The organism is Streptomyces oceani, from assembly GCF_001751245.1.
Classification (GTDB): Bacteria; Actinomycetota; Actinomycetes; order Streptomycetales; family Streptomycetaceae; genus Streptomyces; species Streptomyces oceani.
Window position 1 is genome coordinate 46,447 of record NZ_LJGU01000130.1, and the last position, 17,501, is coordinate 63,947.

General features: G+C 68.9%; 12 protein-coding genes and 1 pseudogene. 4 read left to right on the top strand and 9 right to left on the bottom strand.

The features are described 5' to 3' along the window. Window positions 1-187 precede the first annotated feature (187 nt). The 3 genes from AN216_RS16220 to AN216_RS16230 all read right to left on the bottom strand — a co-directional run bounded on the left by AN216_RS16220 (window position 188) and on the right by AN216_RS16230 (window position 3,942). On the bottom strand, window positions 188-2,542 hold the full coding sequence (locus AN216_RS16220; protein WP_070197403.1) for an ABC transporter permease: 2,355 nt from the start codon (window positions 2,540-2,542) through the stop codon (window positions 188-190). A gap of 6 nt (window positions 2,543-2,548) precedes the next feature. Beyond that, complete coding sequence (locus AN216_RS16225) at window positions 2,549-3,274, bottom strand: ABC transporter ATP-binding protein (protein WP_070197404.1); 726 nt, start codon at window positions 3,272-3,274, stop codon at window positions 2,549-2,551. 74 nt (window positions 3,275-3,348) lie between these two features. Continuing rightward, window positions 3,349-3,942, bottom strand: coding sequence for a TetR/AcrR family transcriptional regulator (locus AN216_RS16230; protein WP_079166655.1), 594 nt, complete (start codon window positions 3,940-3,942; stop codon window positions 3,349-3,351). Between the two features lie 333 nt (window positions 3,943-4,275). Between AN216_RS16230 and AN216_RS16235 the strand changes: the two genes are divergently transcribed. From AN216_RS16235 to AN216_RS16245, 3 genes are all read left to right on the top strand, one after another. After that, window positions 4,276-5,166 carry a lysophospholipid acyltransferase family protein gene (locus tag AN216_RS16235; protein ID WP_070197406.1) on the top strand — a complete coding sequence of 297 codons (891 nt, stop codon included), beginning with the start codon at window positions 4,276-4,278 and terminating at the stop codon, window positions 5,164-5,166. A gap of 376 nt (window positions 5,167-5,542) precedes the next feature. After that, window positions 5,543-6,190, top strand: a complete 648-nt coding sequence (locus tag AN216_RS16240; RefSeq protein ID WP_070197429.1) for a response regulator transcription factor — start codon at window positions 5,543-5,545, stop codon at window positions 6,188-6,190. Between the two features lie 80 nt (window positions 6,191-6,270). Beyond that, window positions 6,271-7,014, top strand: coding sequence for a TetR/AcrR family transcriptional regulator (locus AN216_RS16245; protein WP_244502495.1), 744 nt, complete (start codon window positions 6,271-6,273; stop codon window positions 7,012-7,014). A gap of 91 nt (window positions 7,015-7,105) precedes the next feature. On the opposite strand, the pseudogene pulA reads toward AN216_RS16245, so the two are convergent. The 6 genes and pseudogenes from pulA to AN216_RS16275 all read right to left on the bottom strand — a co-directional run. Beyond that, window positions 7,106-9,658: pseudogene (pulA, locus tag AN216_RS16250) on the bottom strand (pullulanase-type alpha-1,6-glucosidase); the annotation flags it as partial. Window positions 9,659-10,061: 403 nt separating this feature from the next. Further along, on the bottom strand, window positions 10,062-11,078 hold the full coding sequence (locus AN216_RS16255; RefSeq protein ID WP_070197408.1) for a LacI family DNA-binding transcriptional regulator: 1,017 nt from the start codon (window positions 11,076-11,078) through the stop codon (window positions 10,062-10,064). Then, a complete protein-coding gene (locus AN216_RS16260; protein ID WP_070197409.1) occupies window positions 11,075-12,700 on the bottom strand; it encodes a glycoside hydrolase family 13 protein in 1,626 nt (541 codons plus the stop codon). Before AN216_RS16260 ends, AN216_RS16255 begins: the two co-directional genes overlap by 4 nt. A 111-nt stretch (window positions 12,701-12,811) precedes the next feature. After that, window positions 12,812-13,642, bottom strand: a complete 831-nt coding sequence (locus tag AN216_RS16265; RefSeq protein ID WP_170843142.1) for a sugar ABC transporter permease — start codon at window positions 13,640-13,642, stop codon at window positions 12,812-12,814. Between the two features lie 2 nt (window positions 13,643-13,644). Further along, the gene (locus AN216_RS16270; RefSeq protein WP_070197410.1) at window positions 13,645-14,694 is read right to left on the bottom strand and encodes a carbohydrate ABC transporter permease; all 1,050 of its coding nucleotides are present in this window, start codon (window positions 14,692-14,694) and stop codon (window positions 13,645-13,647) included. A 13-nt stretch (window positions 14,695-14,707) separates the two neighbouring features. Next, window positions 14,708-15,982: an extracellular solute-binding protein gene (locus tag AN216_RS16275; protein WP_070197411.1), complete on the bottom strand. Its 1,275-nt coding sequence runs from the start codon at window positions 15,980-15,982 to the stop codon at window positions 14,708-14,710. A gap of 167 nt (window positions 15,983-16,149) precedes the next feature. On the opposite strand from AN216_RS16275, the gene AN216_RS16280 reads away from it, so the two are divergent. Next, complete coding sequence (locus tag AN216_RS16280; RefSeq protein WP_070197412.1) at window positions 16,150-17,430, top strand: extracellular solute-binding protein; 1,281 nt, start codon at window positions 16,150-16,152, stop codon at window positions 17,428-17,430. Window positions 17,431-17,501 lie beyond the last annotated feature (71 nt).

The following is a 17,501-nucleotide window of genomic DNA, read 5'->3' on the forward strand; positions in this document are numbered from 1 at the left end:
CACCGCCCGTGGACGGCACCGTACGGACAGCGGCCCTGTGGCCTACGAGCTGCGGGCCGGGTGAAAGGTGTCCGCGTGCGGATAAGGACCGATACGCACCGCCCCACAGACGTGACCACGCCGGCACTTCACCGAGGTGAAGTGCCGGCCAGCCGAGCACCCGCGCCGCGTCGCCACGGGGCAGCCGTCACTGGGCCCGTTCGCGCACCACCTTCGCGATGTCCAGGCGCTGCACCACGCGTGCCATCGGGATCTGGGACAGCAGCGAGGCGGCGATCACGGCCAGCGTGGCGGACAGGAGCGTCCAGAAGCCGAGGCTCAACTCCATGGAGAACATGTCGCTGTTGAAGGACTGCAGCGCCTGCCACGCGCCGAAGGTGCCGGCCGCCAGTCCCAATGGGACCGCGAGCAGCGTCGCCGTGAGGTTCTCGACCGCCAGGATTCCCGCGACTCTGCGCAACGACACACCCGCGGCCCGCAGGGTGGCCAACTCCGAGGTGCGTTCGGCGACGTTGACGGTCATCGTGACGTAGATGACCGTCAGGGCCATCACCCCTCCGAGGATCAGCATCACCCCGATGAAGATCCAGAACAGGCTGAGGAACTGGTCCAACTGACGTTGCAACGCCTGCTCGTCGGTGTACGCGACGACGCCGTCGAGGCTGGTGGCGGTGGTACGCACCTCCTGGCGCTGGTCGCCGTCCAGGCCGTCCGCGAAGCGCAGTTGATAGGCGTTTCCCGCCACCCCGGTGATCTTCCGTACCGTGTCGTGGGTGCCGTACAGCGAGGTGCCGAGCGGCTCGTCCACCAGCCCCGCGAGGCGTACCCGCTGCTGCCCCTCGGACGAGTGCACGATGATGGTGTCACCCACGGCCACCTGCAACCGGTCAGCGAGGGCCTTGCCCGCCAGCACGCCCCGCGCCGGCAGGTTCTTGTCGCCGCCGCCGTCGCCGCGGAATCCGTGCATGCTCGTACCGCTACGGAAACCGGTGACGGAGGTGCTGTAGGAGTGGCTGCCCGCCGAGACGGTGGTGGGCACCGTGGTGACCCGCTCGACCTCGGTGACGCCCCGCACATCCGCCAGGTCCTTCTTCAGATCGGGCGCCTTCGGGCCCACGTTGACCGTGGCGTCCTGCCTCTGCACGTCATCGAACTGGACGTTCATCATCGACCGCATGCTGGTGATCATGCCGGCGGACACGAGGATGAGGACCAGGGCCAGGAAGGTGCCGGTCATGGTGGCCAGTGTCCGCCGCTTGCTGCGGGTCAACTCCCGCAGCGCCAGGCGTGCGATGACGGGAATCTTGCGGGTCCTCGCCAGCGCACGACTCCACGGCCCCGGCGGCCGTAGCGTGCCCACGTCCCCACGCATCGCCTCCGCGGGCGCTGCCCGGGAGGCGGAGAGAGCGGGAGCGAGGCCCCCCACCAGCCCCACGACCAGCCCGAAGAGCAGGCCGATCACGATGACCATGGGACGCTGCTCCACGACGGTGTCCGGAATCCCCAGGGCCGAGGTATAGGCCCGGGTCACACCGGAGGTGGCGACCGTGCCCAGCACCACGCCCAGCACGGCGCCCAACGTGCCGGCGATGAGGCCGTGCCCGAGGTAGTGACGTACGACGACGCCGCGCGAGGCACCCGAAGCGAGGAAAGTCGCGATCACCTTGCGCTCCGAGAGCACGAGCCGGGTGATCAGAACGTACGCCGCGATGGCCGCCGCCGACAGGAAGAGGGCGGGGAAGCCGACGGCGAGTTGTTCGAGACCCTTGAGATCCTGACGCAGTGTGGCGTCGGACGGATGGTCCTCGCGCGCCATGATGTCGACGGCTCCGGCCGCCCGCATCCGGTCGGCGACCCCATCCTCCGCGCCGGCGTCCCGGGCCTGGTCGGTGAGGTGCACCAGGGTCTGGGTGGGGGCGTTCGGGCCGGCCAGTGCCTGGGCGGTCTTCTCCGGGGCGAACACGACGGCGAAGGAGTGCGGATCGGCCAGTACCTCCTGCCGGTTGCGTGCGGGCCAGAGGTACTCGGGGGAGTCCGCGACGCCGCGGATGGTGAGGGTACGCCAGTCGGCACCGTCGAACCCCCTCAGCTGGTCCCCGGGGGAGAGCCCGAAGGTGTCGGCGGCGTGCTGCTCCACGACGACGCCGTTCGGAGAGTCGGCGTCAAGCCCCTTTCCGGAGGTCACATCGATCTGGTTGACGGCGGGTTGTCCGTCGCCGGGCATTCCCGTGACCCGACCGAGAAGCTTGTTGTCGTCGATGCGCAGCGGGACTTGGGCCTCCGTGCGGGTGGTGACGCCGTCGACCCCTTCAGCCGTGCGGGCCGCCTCGGCGGTCTTCTCCGGAGCTTCGCCGGTGACCGTCAGATCGGCGAAGTTCAGCCGCTCGTAGGTGCTGCCGTACGACGCTGAGAGGTTGCGGTAGGCGTCATAACTGGCCACGAAGAGCATCACGCCGACGAGCACGGTGACCGCGATCGCGGCGAACTGCGGCAGCCTTCGACGCAGGTCGCGACGGGTCTTGGTGAGAAGGATGCGAGACACTGGGGCTCACCAGCTCACGGAGACGGCGTCGGCCTGCGTCGCGTTCTGCACCACGGACTCCACGCTTCCGTCTCGCATGGTGACCACCCGGTGGGCCATCGAGGCGATCGAGGCGTTGTGCGTGACCATCAGCACGCCGCGGCCCTGCTCGTTGGTGTCCTGGAGCAGCTTCAGCACCGACTGGCCCGTCGTCTGGTCCAGGGCGCCGGTCGGTTCGTCGGCGAGCAGCAGATCCGGGTCGCTGGCCAACGAGCGGGCAAGCGAGACCCGTTGCTGCTGGCCGCCGGAGAGCTGGGCCGGGAAGTGGTCCATGCGTTCCGTCAGACCCACGGCGTCCAACAGTTCGGGCACCCGCCGGCGCTCGCCGCGTCCAGTGAGCTCGACCATCACCTCGACGTTCTCCCGGGCCGTCAGTGTCGGCACCAGGTTGAAGAACTGGAAGACGAAGCCCACCCGGTCGCGCCGGAAGGCCACCAGGTCCTTCGGCGACCGTCCGGTCAGGTCCGTACCCGCGACCCGGATGTCCCCGCCGTCGGCGGCCTCGATGCCGCCGATCACGTTCAGCAGGGTCGTCTTGCCGGAGCCGCTGGGTCCCAACACCACGACCATCTCACCCGGTTCGACGTCCAGGTCCACATCCTGGAGGGCCGCGACGGTGGTCTCCCCCGCGCCGTAGGTCTTGGTGGCACCACGCAGCCGAACGCCTCCACGCGGTGCCGTCGTCTCAGTCATGAGGTCCCTCCTCGGGATATCCAAACGAGCGCACTGTCTTACGATGCTGTCGTCGGTTCGGTCACGGGCGATGGTCAACCGTCAGCCGCTTCAGCGACTGGCCGGCTGTCCAGTCCGACCAACCGCTCGAGCGGGTCGGTCAGTGGCGCGGTCCGCAGTTGGGGATCAAGCAGGCAGTGCAGCACCAGCCCGTCCAGGGCGGCACCCAGGACCGTCGCGGTGGCTTCCGGATCGGGCGCGCCCTGGGCTTCCAGCCACCCAGCCGTCATCGCACGCCACTCCCTCATCAGCTCGGAGAGCTGCTCCCGCAGTTTCTCGATACGTGTCGCGGCCAGGAGCGTCTCGCTCAGCAGCACGGCTATCGGGTCGTCGGAGGAGTAGGACCCCACCGTGTGCAGCACTTCCTCCAGGCCCGCGGGGCCCTCTTGCTGCTGGAGCGCGTCCAGTGCCTTGCCCAGCTCCCGCCGGGTGGCGTCGAGGGACGCCTCGACGAGCAGGTCGGTGACGGTGTCGAAGTGATAGTGCACCACCCCGGGGCGTACGCCGGCGCGCTCCGCCATCTTCCGGGTGGTCACCGCCCCCCAGCCCTCCTCCACGATGAGCTGCACCGCGGCGTCGAGCAGGCGGTCACGCGTCTGCTGGCCGCGCGTCGCGGAATCCATAGCCATGGCTCTGTCCTCTGTGAACGATCAACTTGGACTATCGCCCAGGTCACTCGTCCAAAAACTACCACGCGACGTACCGCACGTCACAGGGCGCACAGTGGACGAAACCGCGGAGGGCCCCGTGCCGCCGAGGGGTCAGCGCCTCGTCAGTCCCCGGTCAGAGGGACCGGACAGACTGCGACGCGAAGGGCCGGCGTGAGGGGAACGTGCCAGGTACCGGGAAACGCCAGTCAGGCGCCACCGCCGTGCTGGTCGAAGTCGCCGCCGGCAGGCGGCGAAGGACACCACCGCGCGGTGGCTTCGCCCGCACCACCGTCCCCTCGACAACCTGAGGAGATGGGCGTGCCACACCCTGAGATACCTCTCAGAGACGGGCAGTCTCTGGCGTCACAGATCGTGCAGGACGTCTTCGCGAGCGTGGTCGACCTCTACGCCCGCCTCTCCGCCGAAGACACGGCCGTAGACGAGTTCGGCTTCGATCCGGAACTGGTCGACGACACGCTGATGCCCGCACTACGTCCGCTGTACCGGAAGTACTTCCGGGTCGAGGTCGAGGGGCTGGAGCACGTGCCGTCCGAGGGCTCCGGGCTGGTGGTTGCCAACCACTCGGGCACCCTCCCGATGGACGCGCTCATGCTGCAGCTCTGTCTGCACGATGACCACGCCGCACACCGCAACCTCCGGATGCTCGCCGCCGACCTCGCCTTCTCCGTGCCCATGATCCGCGACCTGGCCCGCAAGCTGGGCCACGTCCGCGCCTGCCCGGAGAACGCCGAACGCCTGCTGCGGGAGGGCGCCCTCGTCGGGGTGATGCCGGAGGGGTACGGCGGCCTCGGCAAACCCTTCGACGAGCGCTACCGGCTGCGGCGATTCGGGCGCGGCGGCTTCGCCAGCCTGGCGCTACGCACCGGCCGGCCCATGGTGCCGTGCTCGATCGTGGGAGCGGAGGAGATCTATCCCATGATCGGCGAATCCCCCACCCTCGCTCGCATGCTCAAGCTGCCCTACTTCCCCATCACTCCCACCTTTCCGCTGCTCGGTGTCCTCGGGTTGATGCCGCTCCCGACGAGATGGAAGATCCGGTTCGATCCGCCCGTGCGCACCGACGGCTTCGCACCGGGCGCCGCTGAGGACCCGAAGGTGGTGGAGAAGCTCGCGGGCGAGGTGAAGGACACCATCCAGCACCGGCTCAGCGGGATGGTGCGGGAACGCGACTCGCTTTTCTGAGCCGGCGCCGGCACATGCCGGTCACGGCGGCGCTGGTAGGCGCGACCGCCTTCCCAACGACTGCCCGCTGAACCGGGGCTGGTGTCCGGACCGGTTTCCCACATCCTCGCCACGTCCTCGTACGGTGCGCGGAACCGTCGTACGGTGCGGAGACGACGAGGTGGCGCGAGCCTGCACGATCCGGCGCGCGGGCGTCCCGGAGCAGCGCGGGCCCGAAGGGTGCTGTCGGTAAGCCCGCCGGGTAGCGGCACGCGTGACGCACAGACGGTAGATTCCTGGTGTCCGGCGGTCAGGCGCGGGCCTCGTCCCGTTCCCGACCGCCGGACACGCCGTACCGTCGATGAACTCGTACTCCGACTCCCACCTGGAGATTCCGTTGCGCGTTGTCCTGGCAGAAGACCTGTTTCTCCTGAGGGACGGCCTCGTGCGGATGCTGGAGGCGCACGGGTTCGAGATCGCCGCCGCGGTGGACAACGGCCCGGAACTGGCGCGGGCGCTCGAGGAGTTGCAGCCGGATGTCGCGGTCGTGGACGTGCGGCTGCCGCCGTCCTTCAGCGATGAGGGCCTGCAGTGCGCGCTGGAGGCACGCAGCAAACGTCCGGGGCTGCCCGTGCTGGTGCTGTCCCAGCACGTGGAGCAGTTGTACGCGCGCGAACTGCTCGCCGACGGGAACGGCGGGGTCGGCTACCTGCTCAAGGACCGGGTCTTCGAGGTGGAGCAGTTCATCGACGGGGTGCGGCGGGTCGCCGCCGGTGGTACGACCATGGACCCCCAGGTGATTCACCAACTGCTATCCCGCCGTGCGCAGGACCGGCCCATGGTGAACCTCACCGGCCGGGAGAAGGAGGTGATGGAGCTGATGGCACAGGGCCGCTCCAACGCGGCGATCGCACAACACCTGTTCATCACCGAGCGGGCGGTCGCGAAACACACCTCCAACATCTTCGGGAAGCTGCAGCTGCCCCCCTCGGACGACGACAACCGCCGGGTGCTCGCCGTCCTCGCTTATCTCGACCAGGACTGACCACGCACGCCGTACGGGCGTCGCGGGCGGGTCCGGCGCACCCGTGCACCAGGGCGCCGCGCGCTGGTTAGAGTGTCGTCATGTCGACCACCACGAGCAGCGGCACGCGGCGCAGGATGGCCGTCGAGGAGCGGCGCGAGCAGCTGATCGCCGTCGCGTTAGAGATGTTCAGCCAGCGCTCGCCGGAACGGGTCTCCATCGATGACATCGCGGTCGCGGCCGGCATCTCCCGACCTCTCGTGTACCACTACTTCCCCGGTAAGCACAGCCTGTACGAGGCCGCGGTGCGGCGCGCCGCGGACGGTCTGACGGCCCGGTTCGTCGAGCCGCACGAGGGCCCCCTGGGCGCGCGCCTCCTGCGAGTCATGCAGCGGTACTTCGACTTCGTCGCCGAGCACGGGCCCGGTTTCGCGGCGCTCTTGCGCGGCGGTGCGACGGTCGGCTCCTCCCACACGGGCGCGATGGTGGACGAGGTGCGGCAGGCCGCGTACGACCAGGTGCTCGCGCACCTCGGGGTCAGCAGCCCCGGTCCGCGGTTGGCCCTGGTGGTGCGCTCCTGGGTGGGGCTGGCCGAGACCACGGCCCTGACCTGGCAGGACGGCCGGAAGATCCCCCGCCAGGAGTTGGAACGACAGTTGGTACACGGCTTCCTGGCACTGGCGGCGGTGAGCGCGGCGTACGACGAGCAGACCGCTTCGGTGGTGCGCGACATCCTCGAACAGGAGCCGAGCGACGGCGTGTTCGAGGAGCTGCGGAAGCGGCTGAACGGGCTGTTGCCCGGCGATCCGGCACCGCCGGGCAACAGCGAGTCGGCGACCGGATAACCGCTGTCGGTCCGGTCGGGGCTGGGCGGCGGGCCGAGCCGCGCGCCGGGTGTCCCGACGCCCGTGCCCGTACCCCCACCCGCGCCGCCGGCTACCGCCCGGAGCGGAACACCGCGACCGTGCGTGCCGGCACCTCGAAGACGCCGTCCGCGGAGTCGTAGCGGGCGGCCTTGACCACCTCGTCGGAACCGGAACGCTGGACGGGGTGCAGGGCGTAGTCCCCTCCCACCAGCTCCTCCACCGGCTGTCGCCGCGCCTCGGGGGTCGCGTTGATGACCACGACCAGATCTCCCGCGGTCATCACCATGACTCCGGGTGTCTGCTGTTCGCCGCCGGAGATCGGGAATCCCACCTCGCGTTGCACCTCGGCGGCGGTGTCCAGGGACAGCGCCTCTTCGCTCGTACGGATACGCAGCAGGTCCCGATAGGCGGCCGAGGCGGCGGTCGTTTCCGAGCAGGACGGGGTGAGGTTGTCCCTGGCCAACAGGGGTTTCGCGTACGGCCACTTGTCCTTGTTGTCCCAGGAGGGTGGCAGGCCGCGCCCGAAACCGTTGCCGTCGCGGCAGTCCCAGTGGATGGCGTTGAACCAGTCGCCGGACTCGTAGGAGTTGCGGTCCAGGGACTTCGACCGGAGCCGGTCGCTGCCAGCCTGACTGAGCGCGGGTCCCTGAGAGAGGGCGGCCGTGCCCATCGCCAGCACCTGCATCCTCGCCCGGTCGGCCGCGGAGGTGTCGGCCGGGAGTTTGTAGGCGAGGGCGTCGTACAACGACTCGTTGTCGTGCGCGTCCGCGTAGGCGACGGCGTCCCGCGGCGATTTGGCGTATCCGGCCGGGGCGCCGTTGTAGTCCACCTCGGAGCCACGCACCCGCTCGCCGGTGGAGTCGGTGAAGGTGTAGTCCGCGAGGTTGCCGGTCAGTCCGACCTTGATGAGGTCCTGGTAATGCAGCAGTCGTCGCTTCTGCTCCTCGCGGGTGCCGTTGCTCCCGGAGCCGTTCGAGTCGGTGTAGAGGCCGCTGCCGAAGCCCTGGACGCGCGGGTCCTCATCGAACGGCGCCCCGCCGCGCACCGCGTCCCGAGCACGGTCGGAGAAGGTGGCGACTCCGGTGCCGGCCATGTTCGCCTGGGTCGCCTGCTCGAAGCGCGCGTCATCGGCGACCTCGCCGAAGTTCCACCCCTCGCCGTACATGATGATGTCCTCGCCGTTGACCCCGTCCTCCGCCAGCGTCAACTCGTCAAGGGCCTCACGGACCGCGAGGATGTTGGCCTTCGGATGGTGCCCCATCAGGTCGAAGCGGAAGCCGTCGACCTTGTACTCCCTCGCCCAGGTGACCACCGAGTCCACCACCAGCTTGCCCATCATGGTGTGTTCGGGGGCGGTGTTGGCGCAGCAGGTGGAGTCGGCCACCGAGCCGTCCTTGAGCAGCCGCTGGTAGTAGCCCGGCACGATCCGGTCCAACACGGACCTCTCGTCCTGGCCGGCGGCGAACGTGTGGTTGTAGACGACGTCGAGCACCACACGCAGCCCCGCCCGATTCAGCCCCTGAACCATCTCCCGGTATTCCAGGGTGCGTCGTGGCCCGTCCGGGTCGCTGGCGTACGAGCCCTCCGGCACGGTGTAGTGCAGCGGGTCGTACCCCCAGTTGTAGGCGTCCTGGTCCCGCACCTCGCCGACGCACTTCTGCTGCTCGACCGAGGCGGCGGGCAGTGCCGCGAGATCGCAGTCCGGCTGCCGCTGGTCCTTCTCGCGCTCCGGGATGCTGGCGATGTCGTAGGTCGGCAGCAGATGGACGTACGAGGTGCCCGCTTTCGCGAGCTTGCGCAGGTGTCGCATGCCGTCCGAGTCCCGCTCGGTGAAAGCGCGATACTCGCCTCGGTGCCGGGCCGATTCGTCAGCGACGGAGAAGTCCCGCACGTGCAGCTCCTGAATCCGCGCGTCACTCAGCGCGGTCGCTTCCGGTTTCGCCCCGCTCTCCCAACCCGGGGGCTTGAGGCGTGCGGCGTCCAGATCCGTGACCACGCTCCGCTTGGAGTTCGCGGTGAGCGCGGTGGAGTACGGGTCGGTGACCTTGTTGGTGACGTTCTTTCGCACGCTGGGCGCCCAGACCCGCACCTGATAGCGGTACTCCTTGCCCCGCCAGGCGCGATCGCCCCGTACGCTCCACACCCCGGTGCTGTCGTCCCGTCGCATACGAACCGGCTCCCCGTCGAGTTCCAGGGTGACCCGCTGCGCGGTGGGCGCCCACACCGACAGCGTGGGCCGGCCGTGACGGTCGAACACCGGGCCGAGTTCCGCCTCGGCGGCCTCGGTGCCGTACAGGTCGTCGAGCACGCCGGGAATCTGCACCCCGGTGGACTCCAACACCTCGCCGCTCGTGTCCCGCTGGGTGACGACGAGCCGTCCGCGCAGTGCCTGCCGCACCTGGTCACGGTCGCTCGGGTGGACGGTGAAGGCGGTGTAGTCCGCCAGGTGCGGGTACTCCTCCCGCTGTTGGCGGGTGAGGCCGCCCTCGACCGGGTTCAGACGCAGCCGCTCCTGCCTCGCGTAGTCGAGCTGGGCGTGCCGGTCCTCAGGGGTCTTGACGTCCCAGGCGATGGTTTCGCGGTCGATCCACTGGGCCCTGGCGCTCGGTTTCGGCTCGTCCCCGGGGGCGGTGTCCTCCGAGGCCGCCGCGCTCAGCAACGGCGAGAGCAACAGGGCCGCGAGGGTCGCGGTGAACCCACGACGCACGGACTTTCTTGGCACGGAAGGCTCTCCTTCTGGCGATGTCCGGGAAGCGGCCGGGCCGCCCGGCGGGGCGGGGATCTGGACAGGCGCCGGGCGACCCGTGTCGGGGCGGGCTGGGATCGGGGGCGGGCGGCCCGGCGGTAGCGCCCGCCCCCGTGGGGCGGGCAACGTGCCAGGTCCGTGGGCTGGTTGAGCCGATCCGGCCGGCCGGGCGCGTGAGCCCTGTGGACAGGGACTCCGACCGGCCGGACCGGAACGCTTGAGAACGTAACAGCTTGCAGAAAGTTGCGGAAGGAGTTGCGCGGAAATCTCCGCTCAAGCGCTATCTGGGCGACTGCGCCGTGGACCCGCGCACGACCAGCTCCGGCTGAAAGACGAACTCCGTCCGCGGCACCGGGCTTCCACCGGTCTCCTCCAGCAGCGCGTTCACCGCGGCGTTGGCCATGGCGCGTACGGGCTGGCGTACCGTCGTCAGCGGCGGATCGGTGAAGGCGTTCAGCTCCGAGTCGTCGTAGCCGATGACCGACAGTTCGCCGGGCACTCGCAGACCCCGCTGTCGCGCGGCCCGCACCACGCCCAGTGCCATCAGGTCGCTGCCGCACACCACGCCCGTGCACCCCTGGTCCAGCAACGGGCCCGCCGCGGCGTGGCCCCCCTCCACCGTGAACAGGGTGTGCTGGGTGGCCCCGGTGACCACGTCACCGGTCTCCCGAAGCCCCTCCGCGAACCCCTCGGCCTTGCGCCGGGACGGCACGAACCGCTCCGGCCCCACGGCGAGTCCGATGCGTCGATGGCCCAGGTCCGTCAGGTGCCGCAGCGCCATGCGGGCCGCGGCACGGTCGTCCGGCGAGACGAACGGGGCGCTGATGCGCTCGTTGAAACCGTTTATCAGGACGAACGGGACACCACGGCCCGCGAGTTTGTCGTATCTCCCCGGGTCGGCGGACAGGTCGGCGTGCAGCCCGGACAGGAAGATGATCCCGGTGACTCCGCGCGCGACCAGCTGGTCCACCAGCTCGTCCTCGGTAGCGCCACCAGGCATCTGGGTGCCCAGCACCGGCGTGTAGCCGTACCCACTGAGGGCCTGCTCGATCACCTGCGCGAACGCCGGGAATATCGGGTTGGTCAGCTCCGGGATCACCAGGCCGACCAGGCCGGCACTGCGCTGCTTGAGCCGCACCGGCCGGTCGTAACCCAGGATGTCCAGTGCGGCGAGCACCCGCTGCCGAGTGGCCGCCGCCACGCCCGCCTTGCCGTTCAGCACCCGACTGACCGTGGCCTCGCTGACCTGGGCCTGCTGGGCGATGTCGGCGAGCCGGGCGGTGGGCAGCGTGGTCATTCGGCGGTCCACCAGGCCGTAGTGTCGCCCGGTAGCACGTCGCCACCGTCGTACGAGCCACTGGCCAGCAGCAGCCGCCCCGGATCGACCGGCAACCGGGCAGGACCGTCGGTGGTGTTGGCGACGCACAGCAACGCGCCGCGGCGGAAGGCCAACACTCCCTCGGACGCGTCCAGCCACCGCACCGCGTCACCCGCCCCCAGGTCGGGATGCTCGCGGCGGATACGCAGCGCCGCACGATACAGCTCCAGGGTGGAGCCCGGGTCACCGGTCTGCGCCGCCACGCTGAGGGCGCCCCACTCGGGCGGCTGCGGCAGCCAACTGCCCGCGCTTCCGAAACCGTACGACGGTCCCTGCGTGCTCCACGGCAGGGGAACCCGGCAACCGTCCCGCAGTCCGTCCTGACCGTCCTGCTTGAAGAACGACGGGTCCTGGCGCACCTCGTCCGGCAGCTCTGTCACCTCGGGCAGGCCGAGTTCCTCGCCCTGGTAGACGTACGCGCTGCCGGGCAGTGCGAGCATCAGCAGGGTCGCCGCGCGGGCCCGGTCGAGACCGCCGAAGCGGGTGCGGTGGCGCACGACGTCGTGGTTGGACAGCACCCAGGTGCTGGGGGCGGCCACCGGGCGCGTGGTCTCCAGCGACTCGTCGATGACCTGACGCAGCGCGCCAGCGTCCCACGGGGTGTCGAGGTAGTGGAAGTTGAACGCCTGGTGCAACTCGTCCTGGCGCAGATAGAGCGCCGTACGCTCCGCGTTGGGTGTCCATGCCTCGGCGACGGCGATCCGGTCGCTGTCGTACTCCTCGAGGACCTGCCGCCAGGAGCGGTAGATCTCGTGCACTCCGTCCTGGTCGAAGAACGGCAGCCGTTGCTTGCCGAGCAGCCGCAGCTGCTCGCCGTGGCCCATGTTCGGCAGGCCCGCCGCCTTGACAAGACCGTGCGCGACGTCCACGCGGAAGCCGTCGACGCCCTTGTCCAGCCAGAAGCGCAGCACCGTGCGGAACTCGTCCCGCACGGCCGGACTGTCCCAGTTGAAGTCAGGCTGCTCGGGTGCGAACAGGTGGAGATACCACTCGCCGTGCGTGCCGTCGGGGTTCTTACTGCGGGTCCAGGCCGGCCCGCCGAACACGGACTCCCAGTCGTTGGGGGGCTCCTCACCATGCTCGCCCAGGCCGGCGCGGAAGTGGAAGCGTTCGCGGCACGGAGAACCAGGCCCTTCCAGCAGCGCGCGCTGGAACCATTCGTGCTGCTCGGAGGCGTGGTTCGGCACGACGTCCACGATCACCCGCAGCCCCAGCTCATGGGCGTCGAGAAGGAGTTGCTCGGCGTCCTCGATCGCTCCGAACATCGGGTCGATGGTCCGATAGTCGGCCACATCATATCCGGCGTCGGCCTGTGGCGAGGCGTAGAACGGACTCAGCCAGACCGCGTCGACACCCAACTCGGCGAGATGGGGTAGTCGCGCGCGAACACCCGCGAGGTCTCCCATGCCGTCGCCGTTGCCGTCCGCGAAGGAGCGAGGGTAGATCTGGTAGATGACGGCGTCACGCCACCACTGTGCCCCGGTGTCCGAGAGTCGCTCGGGCTCGGAGGAGGAGTGCCGGCCTGTGTGGTGCTGGGTCATGGTTTCCCTGTGGTCGAGGACTGTGGGCTGTCCTGCCGGACCAGGTGTGGCCCGGGGGCGTGGCGAGCGCGAGGTCGTATCGGGGGTGTGGCGGGGCTGGGTTGGTGGTGGTCATGACTTGACCGCGCCGGCGGTCATACCGGACACCAGATGTCGCTGGGCGAAGCCGAAGACAATCGCTGCCGGCACCGCGATGATCACGGCGGCGGCGGTCATCGAACCCCAGTCGGCGCCATAGCGGTTGACGAAGGTCTGTAGGCCACCGGCGAGGGTGAGGTTCTCCTCCCCCGTCATGAAGGCGGTGGCGTACGCGACCTCGGCCCAGGCGGTGACGAAGGTGTAGAAGCCCGTGACCGCCAGGCCGGGCTTCGCCAACGGCATGATGAGCCGCCAGAAGGTGCCGAACGGACTGAGTCCATCGACCCGCCCCGACTCGTCGATGGATATCGGGACGGTGTCGAAGAAGCCCTTCATCATCCAGGCGCAGAAGGGCACCGCCACCGTGAGGTATGTGACGATCAACCCGACTGGCTGGTTGAGCAACCCGAGCCGCGCCATGGTGTTGTACAGCGGCACGATCAGCACCGCCATGGGAAACATCTGGGTGATCAGCAGCACCCACATGAGGGGACGCATGCCCGGGAACCGGAAGCGACTGAGTGCGTACCCCGTGGTGGAGGCGATGAACACGCCGATGAGGGTGGTTCCCAGCACGACGATCAGCGAATTGCCGAACCAGTCCAGGAAGTGTGTGTCCGCCAGCACGTGATCGTAGTTGCTGAGCGTGAACTCCCGGACCAGCGCCGTGGAGAAAGCCTCGCTGTCCGGCTTGAAGGAGGTCACCAGCAACCACAGTGGCGGGAACAGCGCCACGACCGTGCCGAGCAGCAGGCCGGTGTGCAGGCCGACGGACGCGGCCCTGCCACGCTTCTGGGTACGCATCGTCACCACACCTCTCCCTGCTTGCGCAGTGCGCGTCGGTAGATCAACGTGAACAGCGAGAGCAGCAGCAGGATGAGCACGCCCCAGGCCGCGGACGTGGCGAAGTCACGTGGGCTGTTCACGAACGAGAGTCGGAAGGCGTACGTCACCAGGATCTCGGTGGAGTCGCCCGGACCGCCCCTGGTGAGGAGGTAGATCACCGGGAACATGTTGAAGGTCCAGATGGTGCTGAGCAGGATCACCGTGCTGCTGACCGAACGAACCCCGGGCAGCGTGATGTTGACGAACCGCTGCCAGGCGTTCGCGCCGTCCATCTCGGCGGCCTCGTGCAGCTCGTCCGGTATGGACTGCAGTGCACCGAGCATGGCGACGATCATGAACGGCACGCCCAGCCACACGTTCACGATGATGACCGCGAGCTTCGCCCAGGTCGGGTCGCTCAGCCAGGAGACGCCCTCGACTCCGCCACCGTCGAGCACCTTGTTGAGGATGCCGTACTTCTCGTTGAAGAGCATCTTCCAGGCGAAGACGGAGACGAACGCCGGAATCCCCCACGGCACGATCATCGCGATCCGGTAGAAGGAGCGGCCCTTGACCTGGCGGTTGAGCATGTTGGCCAGCGTCAGGCCGATCAGGAAGGTGACGCTGACACAACCGACCGTCCAGAGCGCCGTCCAGCCGAGCCGGTCCCAGAAGACACTGTCGCCGAGGATGTCGGCGTAGTTCTCCAGTCCGACGAACTGGTACGTCGCCGGTATCTCGTTGACCCCGATGGTCCGGGACACGTTGGACTCGTCGGCGTCGGTGAGCGACAGGAAAATGCCGCGCCCCAGCGGATATCCGATGATCACGGCGATGACCAGCACCACCGGGGCGATCATGGCCCAGGCGTACCAGTGCCGACTGAACAGCGTGGTCAGGCCACGGGCCGAGCGTCGGCTCGGCCGTCCGTCACGGGGGTCTCCCTGCTTCGCCAACCGGCGCCGGCCGCGGGCGGAGTTGTCGTCTCCGCCCACGGCCTCGGCTACCGGCTGGCCGGTGTCCACAGACATGCCTCGGCAACCCTTACCTGTAGTCCTCAAGCAGCTTGCGGAACTCGGCACCGACCTTGCCGGCGGCCTTCTCCGGGTCCTTTCCGTTGAAGAGCACCTCGTTCATCTCAACCCGGATGGGCTCGAAGAGCGAGTTGGTCTCCGGGATCCACGGGCGCGGGTGGGCCTTCTCCACCGCGGGCTTGAAGAACTGCACCATCTTGTTGTCCTTGACCGCCGGCTCCTCGTAGACCGACTTCCGGGTCGGCAGCAGGCTCAGCTCCTCGGTGGTCCGCTTCTGCACCTCGGGCGAACTCATGTACCGAGCGAAGGCGTGGGAGGCGTCGAGGTTGTCGGAACCGGCGAACACCGAGAGGTTCCAGCCGCCCTGGGGCGCCGCCTGCGCCTTGCTCCCGGCTGGCACGGGTGCGACGCCCAGGTTGTTCTCGTCCTTGAACGCCTTGCCCTCCAGGGCACCCGCGATGTCCCAGGGTCCGTCCACGATCATGGCGACATCGCCGTCCTTGAACGCCTTGAGGCCGTTCTCCTGGCCGTTGGTGGCGTCGCTGACGGCGGCCTTGGAGTCGAGCAGGTCCTTCATCGCGGCGAACGCCTTGGCGCCGGGGCCGTCGTCGACGGTGACCTTCTTGGACTTGACGTCCACCATCGTGCCGCCCTCACCGTAGAGATACGGCAGGAACCAGTACGGATCGTCGCCACGCAGGTAGAGGCCGGTGGCGCCGCTCTTCTGCTTGATCTTCTTAGCGGCGGTCTTCATCTCCCCGAGGGTGCTCGGCACCTCGACGCCGGCCTCCTTGAGCAGTCGTTTGTTGTAGAAGAGCGCGAGCGTGTCGGTCACCTGCGGCACCGCGTAGGTCTTGCCCTCGAACTTCGTGCTGCTCGCGGCGGCCTTGAGGTAGTCGTCCTGGTTCTGCAGCGCTGGCGTGCCGTCCAGCGGAGCGAGATAGCCGAGATTGGCGAAGTCGGCGACCCAGGCCACCTCGGTGCGCATCACGTCAGGTGCGCCACCCGACTCTCCACCGCCGGCGGCGTTCTTGAACTTGGCGTTGGCATCGCCGAAGTTGACGTGCTGGTACTTCACGTCGACCTTCGGATGCTTCTTCTCGAAGTCCTCGGCGATCTTCTTGTAGGTGCCCTTCTCCGCGTCGTTCGAAGTGTCCCAGTACGTGACGGTGCCGCTGATCTCACCGTCCGAGCCCTGGCCTCCACCGCCGTCGTCGCCGCCACAAGCCGTCGCCGCCAGCGCGAGCGCCGCCACCAGCGAAGTGACCCCTATGCCACGCCGCATGTCTGATCCTCCTGAAATGGTCCGCGGCACCAGCGAGGCGCCCGATTGCCGAGGAACGTAGCAACGATGCAAGGAAGAAGAAAGACCTTGCGGCAACTTTCAGCAATTCGAGGGCGCTGGCAGTCGAAGGCTTCCGCAACTCCTTGCCGCGCGCTAGGTTTCCGGCCATGAAGCGAGCCACGTCGGCCATCGCGCTGGCGCTCGGCGTCGTCCTGACGGTCTCCGCCTGCGGGGCCTTTCGCGACGACACGTCCGGGCCCACGGCCGTGTCCGGCACCGTCACCTGGTGGGACACCGCGAACGAGAGTGAGGAGCCGGTCTTCAAGGAGTTGGTCGCGGCGTTCGAGAGCGAGTACCGGAACGTCGACGTCAAGCGTCGGAGCGTGCCGTTCTCCGAAGCCCAACAGCGGTACAGCGATGCGGCGCGCGGAGGGGACGCGCCGGATGTGCTGCGTGCGGACGTGGGATGGGTCACGGGCCTGGCAGAACGGGGCTGGCTCGCCGACCTCTCCGATACCCCCGCGGTGCGGGACAAGGACGACTTCCTGTCACACACCACCGGTGCGAGCTTCCAGGGCGCCAGGGTGTACGGCGTACCACAGGTCACCGACACCCTGGCGCTGATGTACAACCGGAAGTTGTTCCGTGCCGCCGGCGTCCGGCAGGCGCCCTCCGACTGGGGGGAACTCAGGAAGGCCGCCCTCCGGGTCAGCGCGCACACGGACGCGAGGGGCATCGCGCTCAACACGGATCCGTACTACGCACTTCCGTTCCTTTACGGTGAACGCAGCGCCATGGTCGACCACCGCTCCGAGAGCGTCACGGTCGCTGCCGACGCATCCGTACAAGGGGCCGCCACCGCCGCCGAGTTGGTCACCTCCGGTGCCGCCCTTCGTCCCCCGGCGGACGGCACGGCGTACGCCGCGATGCAGGACGCGTTCAAGAACGGCGAGGTGGCGATGATGATCAACGGCCCCTGGTCGACCGCCGACACCTTCTCCGGCAGCGCCTTCCGGGAGCGCGAGAACCTGGGTATCGCCCCGATACCAGCGGGCTCCACGGGCAGCGCGGGCGCGCCCGCCGGCGGTCACAGTCTCGTGGTGTCCGAGGACGCTCAAGACCCGGAGGCTGCCCAGCACTTCGTGCGCTTCATGACGGAGACCGGACAGCAGGAACGGGTCGCGAAGAAGCTCGGGCTGTTGCCCACGCGGAAGAGCGCGTACAGCGAGCAGGTCCTCGCCGATCCGGTACGCAGCGCCTTCCATCTCGCCCTCACCAAGGCGAAGCCACGCCGGCCACTACCCCGAAGCGCCGCCATGTTCACCGCGTTCGAGCCCTCCTGGGAGGCCATCCTGCGCGGCGAGACCAGCCCTCGCGCCGGGCTGCGCGACACCGCGCGCGAGTGGCGGCGGGAGAGGCTACTGCCCGGGTACCACTTCCCCGGCTGACCACCCGCCGTGTTGGCGCACGGTGCCCGCCGCTACGCGCTGTGCAGCCAGCCCGGCTACCGGTAGGCTTG

Excerpts from the sequence above, each read along its gene's own strand:
- AN216_RS16225 (WP_070197404.1), bottom strand. The coding sequence starts at position 3,274 with ATGACTGAGACGACGGCACCGCGTGGAGGCGTTCGGCTGCGTGGTGCC.
- AN216_RS16275 (WP_070197411.1), bottom strand. The coding sequence starts at position 15,982 with ATGCGGCGTGGCATAGGGGTCACTTCGCTGGTGGCGGCGCTCGCGCTG.
- AN216_RS16265 (WP_170843142.1), bottom strand. The coding sequence starts at position 13,642 with ATGCGTACCCAGAAGCGTGGCAGGGCCGCGTCCGTCGGCCTGCACACC.
- AN216_RS16270 (WP_070197410.1), bottom strand. The coding sequence starts at position 14,694 with ATGTCTGTGGACACCGGCCAGCCGGTAGCCGAGGCCGTGGGCGGAGAC.
- AN216_RS16230 (WP_079166655.1), bottom strand. The coding sequence starts at position 3,942 with ATGGCTATGGATTCCGCGACGCGCGGCCAGCAGACGCGTGACCGCCTG.
- AN216_RS16280 (WP_070197412.1), top strand. The coding sequence starts at position 16,150 with ATGAAGCGAGCCACGTCGGCCATCGCGCTGGCGCTCGGCGTCGTCCTG.
- AN216_RS16245 (WP_244502495.1), top strand. The coding sequence starts at position 6,271 with ATGTCGACCACCACGAGCAGCGGCACGCGGCGCAGGATGGCCGTCGAG.
- AN216_RS16255 (WP_070197408.1), bottom strand. The coding sequence starts at position 11,078 with ATGACCACGCTGCCCACCGCCCGGCTCGCCGACATCGCCCAGCAGGCC.
- AN216_RS16260 (WP_070197409.1), bottom strand. The coding sequence starts at position 12,700 with ATGACCCAGCACCACACAGGCCGGCACTCCTCCTCCGAGCCCGAGCGA.
- AN216_RS16235 (WP_070197406.1), top strand. The coding sequence starts at position 4,276 with ATGGGCGTGCCACACCCTGAGATACCTCTCAGAGACGGGCAGTCTCTG.